This is a genomic window from Citrobacter sp. EC_71, from assembly GCF_019584005.1.
GTDB classification, from domain to species: domain Bacteria; phylum Pseudomonadota; class Gammaproteobacteria; order Enterobacterales; family Enterobacteriaceae; genus Citrobacter; species Citrobacter werkmanii.
In genome coordinates this window covers 231,489-240,305 of record NZ_VDAY01000007.1, presented here as the reverse complement: position 1 = coordinate 240,305, position 8,817 = coordinate 231,489, and the positions used below count along the sequence as shown (strand labels likewise).

Here is an 8,817-nt window from a genome sequence, read left to right as displayed (position 1 = left end):
GAAAATAAAATATATATCCATTTTAATTACTCTCAAAAAACTTCAACAAGCGGTCTGACGCATGCTCCCCAAAAAACCAGTTTACATTCGTCTGGTCATCTGATTTTTGCTTGACCACAGGATGTGAGGGACGAAATGCTGAAATCATAACCCCATTGCCTTTCACCCCACCAAAATGCTTGGTAATTTCGCTAAGCTTCGAAATATGGTGTGCTTCAACTTTCCCACTTTTACATTCAATAACAAATAAAGCGTATCCGTCGGTACAGATAACATCAAATTCTTGATAACCTGTTTTTTCCTTAAACCCATCATGATAGGACTTAAAGTTATCGTTCGAATCAACGTCCTCAACGGATACCTCAAGCCCAAGGCGTATATCTTTCAGTACGGCCGATTCCTTTAACGGCATTAACACACTAAAGACATACACCTCTAACCATTTCCCCAGGAGAAATTCCATAAAATCCGGACAATCATCAAACACAAACGACTGCCCCCCGATGGTCAGTTTTCCTTGTTTTTCTATTGTCAGCTCTGCGTAGAAGTCATTACCCCAACATTTGAATGATTTCTCTTCGAGATAAGATTTCAGTTCGCGATACTTAGACACCATTAACTTACGATTTTCCCAAATTAACTGAGAAGCCGTAATCATCTCGCGAGAAATATCGTGTTCAGTCAGACCGGGCTTAGAGATGGTTAATCCATCACCATTCAACTTCAGGAATGTTTCTACCGAATCAATTGAAACAATCTCACTTTTAGTGAAGCTATTTAGATTGATCACCTGCTTCTTTGAAAAATCAAAATAAAATGGTGTTGCATTCACCTTGCGACAGGCGGCAAGGGCCCCGGCATACATCAACTTGGTGCCACCAGTTAAGTTAAAGCCGATCTTCGCCTCAGCAGGCATGTCCGCAATCTGCTCCAGAATGGTGGACCGGACATTGTCAGGATCATACGGGTCCACCGCAATTTCACCGTATTCTGCTTCGCCAAGAAACGGTTTCATGACATCGGCAGGAAACTGGGCAGAATTCACGAAGATATGCTTCCGGCTTGAAAACTGGAGTACACCAAGCAGGTTAGGGATCCGCTGTTCGCCGAACAGGTGAAAAATGGCATCATACCGATCAGATCCCGCACTGACTGGCAGGACCTGTCTTCCGTGCCATTCCAGCCACTCGTTCGGCAGGACGATTCTTTCCGGCGATTTGCCCGGCTGAGAAGATGCGATAAGACGTTTCTTTAGCGTTGGGTACCTCAGGGCCGCAAAAGCCCAGACGAATGCCATCACGGGAGTGCCCGGACTCAGGTAGAGCGTAACCAGTTTTTCACCTTCGGAGGCAGCAACGGCGTTCAGGGATTGCGTTGCCGCCTCATAGATACCTTCCGTGTCATTGAGATGTGCCAGCTCCACGGGTTGAAAATGTACATCGACTTTTTTACCGGCAGCCTGAAGCTGTTTATTTAGCCATTCATTGAAATGCGTGTGCGCACCTTCTGTATTTGAAAACAGGTCCATACACTGTCTTGCAGCAGCCGGGTCAACACCTTCTGTCGCGGCAATTTTTGGCTGGACATCATCCGCGTGGCTTTCGATTTTCACCGGGCGCGTAAACCCCAGGATGACCACATCGGTGTAATCTTCCGCCAGCAAAGCCCCCAGAACAGGGCCGGTTGTCTGTTCCAGTCCGAGAGAGGCCCTGAAATCCGTCATTCCGTACCATGTCATTAAATATTTTTTCAATTTATACGTCCCTGACTTTTAGGTACGAGTATTTGCACGATCTGTTCACCTGCATGAATTGTTTCACCGGTTTTGACGCACACCTTGACAACAAGCCCGTCAACAGAAGCGTTGATTTTTTGGGTGTTACCTCGCTCGTTATCTATCTCAATAAGAATATCGTTATATTTAACAATATTGCCTGTAAAGCAAAGGATATTCTGAACCGTACCTGTTGTAACAGACCGAGGTAATTTTATCGTTGCCAATTCAAATATTTTTTTTCGCTCCTCAAATGAAAGCTTATGGGCCAGCGATAAAAGCTTTTGCGCATCAATCAGTTGCTTTGAATGGAGTTCAAGAATGAGCTCACCACTCATATTGGGATGCTGCAATGCCAGCTCGAACTCATTTTTGGTTATTTCGTTGTTACTCCAGGATCCGGGCTTACTAAAATCAAATTTGCAATATCTGTTTACGACTTGCTGTAAGCCTGAAAATGGACATTGAGGGTTTTTTAAGGCTGCCTGGCGAACGACCGGGCTTTGATCGTTCACTAACTGTATGAGTTTTTCAGATGCGATAAATTCATTTGATGCGGCGTTTTCTCTTTCCGACACTGCATCGCTGTCACTCAGTGCGTTAATGCTCTCAAGATCTTCCTCTGCAAGGGAGGCGGCTTTGAGACTCAATTTCTCAAACAACGTCTGGTAGACCGCAATTTTCTCTTTAAGAACAACACTTATTGGTGTCACCAGGTCAATGTGCTTCTTAATAAGGGGCTGGGTCAGAACAGGCTCATTACTGCGGAACAAACTTTCTAACGCATCATTGATGACACATTCAATATCAGCGCCGGAAAAACCTTTAGACAGGGTTGCAAGCTCTGCAAGGTCGAGCCCTTTAGGGGGAAGGGTCAGTTGATTTAATTTAACGGCGAAAATCTGTTTTCGCTCACGTTCACTGGGTAAATTAACATAAAAAATTTCATCAAACCGTCCCCGCCTCAATAGCTCAGGAGGGATAGGGGTTATGTCATTGGCAGTTGCCACAACAAACACCGCTCCCGGCTTCTCCTGCATCCAGGTTAGAAAATAACCAAACAGACGAGTTGTGATTTCTGTGCTTCCCCCGGTCCCGTTAATGCCTGAAAAAGCTTTTTCAAGTTCATCAATCCACAACACACAAGGGCTCGCTTGTTCTGCAACCTTTAGGGCGGCCTTCATATTTGCTTCACTCTCACCCACAAATTTTCCCATCAGCGAGCCAATGTCTAAGCGAAAAAGAGGAACATTGAATAATGAGGAAACCGCTTTTGCACTCATTGATTTTCCACATCCCGGCATACCGGCTAACAGCACGCCTTTGGGGGCCGAGATGCCCAAACCCTGCGCTTTCGTTAAATCATCAATGATGTGTTTCTTGTTACGTAACCAGCTTTTGAGCCGTTCCAGCCCACCGATTTGGCTAATATCTATTTGACTATCGACCAACTCCAGCAAACCGGAGCGAGATAACTCTCTTTTTTTCAGGGCCAGAGCATCGCCCACAGACTCCTGAGGAAATGTGGCCTTATATTTATTTTTTAGCGTTTCGAATATTTGAAACACCCTGTCTCGCTCCATACCTGAAAATATGGATTTAAGGGAATTACGCACTGCGGTAGTAACAGTGACAGAGTACTCCTGTAAGAGAGAGTCAAAAATGCCATCCACTTGCTCTAACGAAAGAGGAGAGCAAGAGAAAGGGATCAAAAGATCCACAAGCTCTGGAAATTCTATACTCTCTTTAGACACGAAAAAGATCGCTGCCTGCCCCTTAAAGTGACGCTTGATCCTTAACAATTCCTGCTGCAGTCTGGCAATCGCTCTGATGTCATCTTTTAATACGGAACAGGCGTTCTGTATGACATAAATCCGACCCGTCGGATCGTCATCCGCAATGGCTTTTAGATCCTGATACAGTAATGCATTTTGATCCGGTTTCAGAGCCCTTTTAGTCTTAAAATCAACCCAACCATACCCCAGATTCCACTCCTTTACCTTGAAGTCCAGTACGGTCGCAACGGTCTCGATTTCTTCATCGATTCGATTGACGTCCTGGCCCAGAATCTGAATTCCTGATACACCGGAACGAATAGCCTCAATAATGCCTTTGATATCCATACTTAAAATCCAAACAGAGAGGCCACGCCGCTACAGAACGATGAAATACCACTGCCTATTGCCGACCCCATCGATTTAACGGAATCAACGACTGCAGATACAATTCTCTTTCCACCTTCATATATCGCTTCACCAACGGTACTTCCAGCAATGCCACCGACTACGCCACCAACAACGCCACCAATAGCAGTCCCCACGGGACCCAGAACGGTTCCCAGTGCAGCACCTATGCCCGCTCCCTTGGCCCCACCGACAAGTCCCCCCACAAGGCTGCATGTGACGCTGCCGGCTTGATCAAGCGCTTCTTCCGCTGTGATTTCTCCGGTTGCGTATTTGTAGAGAACCTTCGCGTTTTCAATACCGATGCACACAGCATTGGCAATTCTGCCAGCAGGTGTATTTTTTAACACAGTGCCCAACCAGCCACTTTTCACCGCTACGGTCATGGCACCCGTGACAGCGACGCTTAGCCCCGAGGTCGCCGCCGATTTCAGAGCGCTCTGAACAAACTCTTGAAGGTCTTCTTCAGCACTATTATTTTCTTGCCCTGTTATTCCCTTCCAGATCCGCCGCCCGAGAATACGAGCCCCCTGAAATCCCACAGACAAAAGAGCCGCAGTACCCGCGTTTTTCCCGATATTTTTTGCAATATCGATCCTGCTGGTCTCGTTCCAGTCATATTGTTTGGCTTCGGCTTGTTCCTGGGCTCTGCGTTGCCTCTCTTTGGCTTCCTGTTTAGAAAGTGGCTTCGATTCAACGCCATCAATCTCTATTGTTTCAGTACTTCCAGGAATGTCATCAGACTGCCCTTCAGGCACTAACTTACGCTGCCCCCGGTAATCACCCTTTTTAAGCAATGTGTCTGTTGCATCCGCATCGGCCCCATATTTAGCCTGATAGCGACGTACAATTTTCCCCTCGCCATCCCGAATCACAACATCTACCGAATTTTTGCCATATGTCCCGCCAGGTTTGGGTTTTAACACTTCAGCACGGTATTCACTGCCTTTGGCTACCGCATCAAGGTTGAAGGTATCAGCATGGTGCTGTTCAGCAATAAAACCATCCAGATTAAGCTGCTGGTTCAACTGGCCATCGTTCCGGTAAAGCAAATCAATGTTTGCTTTGTTTGCCGTCTCGATGGCGCTATCAATTATCGTGGCGTAAGCGCCGAAGTTGGTGACGCCACCTGCCGTTGCGCCCTGCTCAACTTTCCCCGCCAGCCAGTTGCTGGTACTTAATCCTTTGCTGTGATGTGCCGCTAATTCTTGCTGAGATGAGCTGAAAACCGCCACCTCCTCAACAATCTCGCTAGCCGCTTGTTGGCGTTCTTCTTCAGTGCGCCAAATGTCCGGATATTTAGCGAATTCAAGGTTAAGCCAGGCCTTACTGGAGAGGTCAGGCGATTTATCTCTGTAAGAACGAATAAATGAACCAATAACTCTGCGAGTTTTGTTTGCCCCTGCTGGCGTAACCTCTATCTGTCCAGCTAAAGCATCTGCCTGAGCTTCACTATGATGTGCGCCATTCGCTATCAGTGTTGGTAAATCCACATTTTCCTGATTCCTTTCCATTATGCTTCCCTACCAATAACCTTGATCATCATTCGCAATAGAGACTGACGCAGCAATATTTGACTTCGTGCGCGCATCTAACTCAATGGACGCCGGTAACACGTTCGGGTTCCGAGACTGGGTACGCAGGGTCACAGACATTGTCACTCGCTGGAAAAATTCATGCATCTGCCCGGCGTTTTCCGCATAAAAAAGGTCATGGGGCGTGCCCTCGATAAAACGTTTCAGAACCGCCTCATCCGCATCACGTCCGATAGCCATTGCCATGCGGTCACATTTGGAAGAGCGTCCTTCGAGGATAAAGTCCTCCATTGGCCTTTCCCAACGGTCATTAGGCTGCCCATCTGAAACGAGAACAATCGTCGGCCGGTAAGCACGAGACGGCGTGGTCTCCTTGTCTTCAATCATGTCCTTGGCCATTTCGAGAGCGGTTCCCATCGGGGTCATTCCGCTTGCCTGCAGACCCTGCCACTGCACCTGAGAAGCCCGGATGTAGGGAACATGCAGCTCAACCTGATCGCCAAAAGTGATGACGGAAACAAGGATCTCGGTCTCCATTTTCTCTTCCTGCGCAAAGGCATCCAGCATATCCCTGACGGCCTTATTTAGGTTCTCGATTTTCTCTCCGGACATACTGCCACTGATATCCAGAAGCAGGACGACGGGAAGCGGCCTGGCGGTCGGGGTGGTGAATTTTTTTGGATCAAACATTGGTTATCCTCCTGATGCGTTTGTTGGTTATCATTTCGACCCTGAATCCTGTTTTGCATCCCATCCGTCTACTGAACGCCTGACATCACTGGCAGACGCAGATTTGAAGGTTTATACACATTCCTGCTGGGGTCCCCTCTTTGCGTCCAGCCACGCATGAAGGGGTATTACGCTTAAACGCAGCGCAAATGCCGGGTAGCTAGGTTGTTTGCTGCGTTCCTGTAAATTTTATCGTGGATCAGAGGCCCGTCACACTGGATTTCACAAACACTATGACCGTGATTGCAAATCGGGGTAATAACCGATCGTTCAGGCCATCGGTACTTTTATCTCTTACGGCACGGCCACTTCTGTTCTAACCCATCATTATCGTCTCAACGTTATCACAGTCGATACGGATGAAGGACGTAAAATTGATCCCGACGGTATCTGCATGACCAGCCTATTTTTCAGATGAAATGGTCAGAAAAAATGAATCCCAGTTTCATAATACACCTGAAAATTATCTGCCTGACAGTATGGTAACGGTGACTGATTTACCGAATTTTCAATTCAGGAATATGAGACAGGGCCTGTAACTCAATGCACCGTTTTCCCTGAAAAAATAATCGGTAGTGTGTGCGACATCAATACGCCTGTAAACAGGGGTGCGCCAGCTTTTGAGACGCCGATGTTATGGTTATCTGGGAATTGAAGTCGATTATGCGTTAGAGATCTCTGAATCGATTGAAGTCTAAGGTTGTCAGGGCTGCAACAGCAGCCCTGTGCCAGGAACAGACGTTGGTGACGCTCACCTACCCCATTGCGTAATATGCTGACCTGTATCCATATGACAGACGGGATCATTCTGTTGTTCTCAGTGAAGGCAAAGCCCATGGTCATTTGGGGGATCAAAATTGGTGGTCAATCTGGTGGTCTTGACAGAGAGTGGATTTCGCTTTAGCTTATTTATTAGCCACTTGCTGGCTAAGGCGATCCCAGTCAGAGGAGCCAAATTCAGAAAAGCCTGCTTTCAAGCAGGCTTTTTGCTTTTCAATTTTCTCATTCGTCTAATTATTCATGTTGCCCTCTGCGAGGGATATAATCGTTTCCTCTTCATGCCTGTCGCGGTAATCTCATAACGGCCGGTAATCTATCGGCTGCAATGTGAGTAACCCAACTCAAATACTAATAATTAAAAGACAGTACAGACAGGATAACTATGGATTCCACCCTCACCTCCACGGGTCCCCAACAGGACGCCTCTTCGCTCAACCGTGCCCGACGCGCTGCGCTTGGTAGCTTCGCGGGCGCCGTGGTCGACTGGTATGATTTTCTGCTCTATGGCATCACCGCTGCGTTAGTCTTTAACCGCGAGTTCTTTCCACAGGTCAGTCCGGCGATGGGCACACTTGCCGCCTTCGCTACCTTTGGCGTCGGATTTTTGTTCCGCCCGCTAGGCGGGGTCATCTTCGGCCACTTCGGCGATCGTCTTGGGCGTAAACGTATGCTGATGCTCACTGTCTGGATGATGGGGATCGCCACGGCGCTGATTGGCATTATTCCTTCCTTTGACACCATTGGCTGGTGGGCCCCTGTTCTACTGGTGACGCTGCGCGCCATTCAGGGCTTCGCCGTTGGTGGTGAATGGGGCGGAGCCGCGTTGCTCTCCGTCGAAAGCGCGCCGAAAAATAAAAAAGCCTTTTATAGCAGCGGTGTACAGGTCGGGTACGGCGTCGGTCTGCTGCTTTCTACCGGCCTCGTCTCGCTGATTAGCTCTCAAACCACCGATGAGCAGTTCCTCAGTTGGGGCTGGCGTATTCCGTTCCTGTTCAGCATTGTGCTGGTATTAGGCGCGTTGTGGATGCGTAACAGAATGGATGAATCGGCCGAGTTCGAACAGCAGCAACAGGCGCCGCAACCGGAGAAAAAGCGGCTTCCTGTCATCGAGGCTTTAATCCGCCATCCGGGCGCGTTCTTAAAAATTATCGCCCTGCGCCTGTGTGAACTGCTGACGATGTATATCGTCACCGCATTTGCTCTTAACTACTCGACGCAAAACCTGGGCCTGCCGCGCGAGCTGTTTCTGAATATCGGATTGCTGGTCGGCGGGCTGAGCTGTCTGACCATCCCCTGCTTTGCGTGGCTTGCCGACCGCTTTGGTCGTCGTCGCGTCTACATTACCGGGGCACTGGTCGGTACGCTGAGCGCCTTCCCGTTCTTTATGGCACTGGAAGCACAGTCTATTTTCTGGATCGTGTTCTTCGCGATTATGTTAGCCAACATCGCGCACGATATGGTGGTGTGCGTACAGCAGCCTATGTTTACCGGTCTGTTTGGCGCAAGTTATCGCTACAGCGGCGCAGGCGTTGGTTATCAGGTGGCCAGCGTGGTTGGCGGCGGTTTTACCCCCTTTATTGCGGCGGCACTGGTGACATTCTCAGGTGGAGACTGGCACAGCGTAGCTATTTATCTGATGGCGGGTTGTCTTATCTCCGCCACTACCGCGCTGTTGATGCGAGATAAGCAGCACGGTTAAACCCCCGGTGCGAGGGTCGTCCGGTCTTCGCACAATCTTCCTTATCGTCTGACTTTTGTTTCACATTCCTGTGACATACTATCGGAAGAGCGGTATATCTGTGGAACAAGGAGACAG

5 protein-coding genes are annotated in these 8,817 nt (G+C 48.4%); 1 reads left to right on the top strand and 4 read right to left on the bottom strand.

The features are described from left to right. Positions 1-22 precede the first annotated feature (22 nt). Genes FHD02_RS10245 through FHD02_RS10230 form a run of 4 tightly spaced genes read right to left on the bottom strand, consistent with a single transcriptional unit; the run spans position 23 to position 6,182 of the window. A complete protein-coding gene (locus tag FHD02_RS10245) occupies positions 23-1,753 on the bottom strand; it encodes a Card1-like endonuclease domain-containing protein (protein WP_125292339.1) in 1,731 nt (576 codons plus the stop codon). After that, complete coding sequence (locus FHD02_RS10240; RefSeq protein WP_065357657.1) at positions 1,750-3,897, bottom strand: AAA family ATPase; 2,148 nt, start codon at positions 3,895-3,897, stop codon at positions 1,750-1,752. Before FHD02_RS10240 ends, FHD02_RS10245 begins: the two co-directional genes overlap by 4 nt. A gap of 2 nt (positions 3,898-3,899) precedes the next feature. Then, on the bottom strand, positions 3,900-5,471 hold the full coding sequence (locus FHD02_RS10235; RefSeq protein WP_065357658.1) for a hypothetical protein: 1,572 nt from the start codon (positions 5,469-5,471) through the stop codon (positions 3,900-3,902). A 9-nt stretch (positions 5,472-5,480) separates the two neighbouring features. Beyond that, complete coding sequence (locus FHD02_RS10230) at positions 5,481-6,182, bottom strand: VWA domain-containing protein (RefSeq protein ID WP_023327867.1); 702 nt, start codon at positions 6,180-6,182, stop codon at positions 5,481-5,483. Positions 6,183-7,383: 1,201 nt separating this feature from the next. Between FHD02_RS10230 and shiA the strand changes: the two genes are divergently transcribed. After that, on the top strand, positions 7,384-8,700 hold the full coding sequence (shiA, locus tag FHD02_RS10225) for a shikimate transporter (RefSeq protein ID WP_038639777.1): 1,317 nt from the start codon (positions 7,384-7,386) through the stop codon (positions 8,698-8,700). Positions 8,701-8,817: the final 117 nt, after the last annotated feature.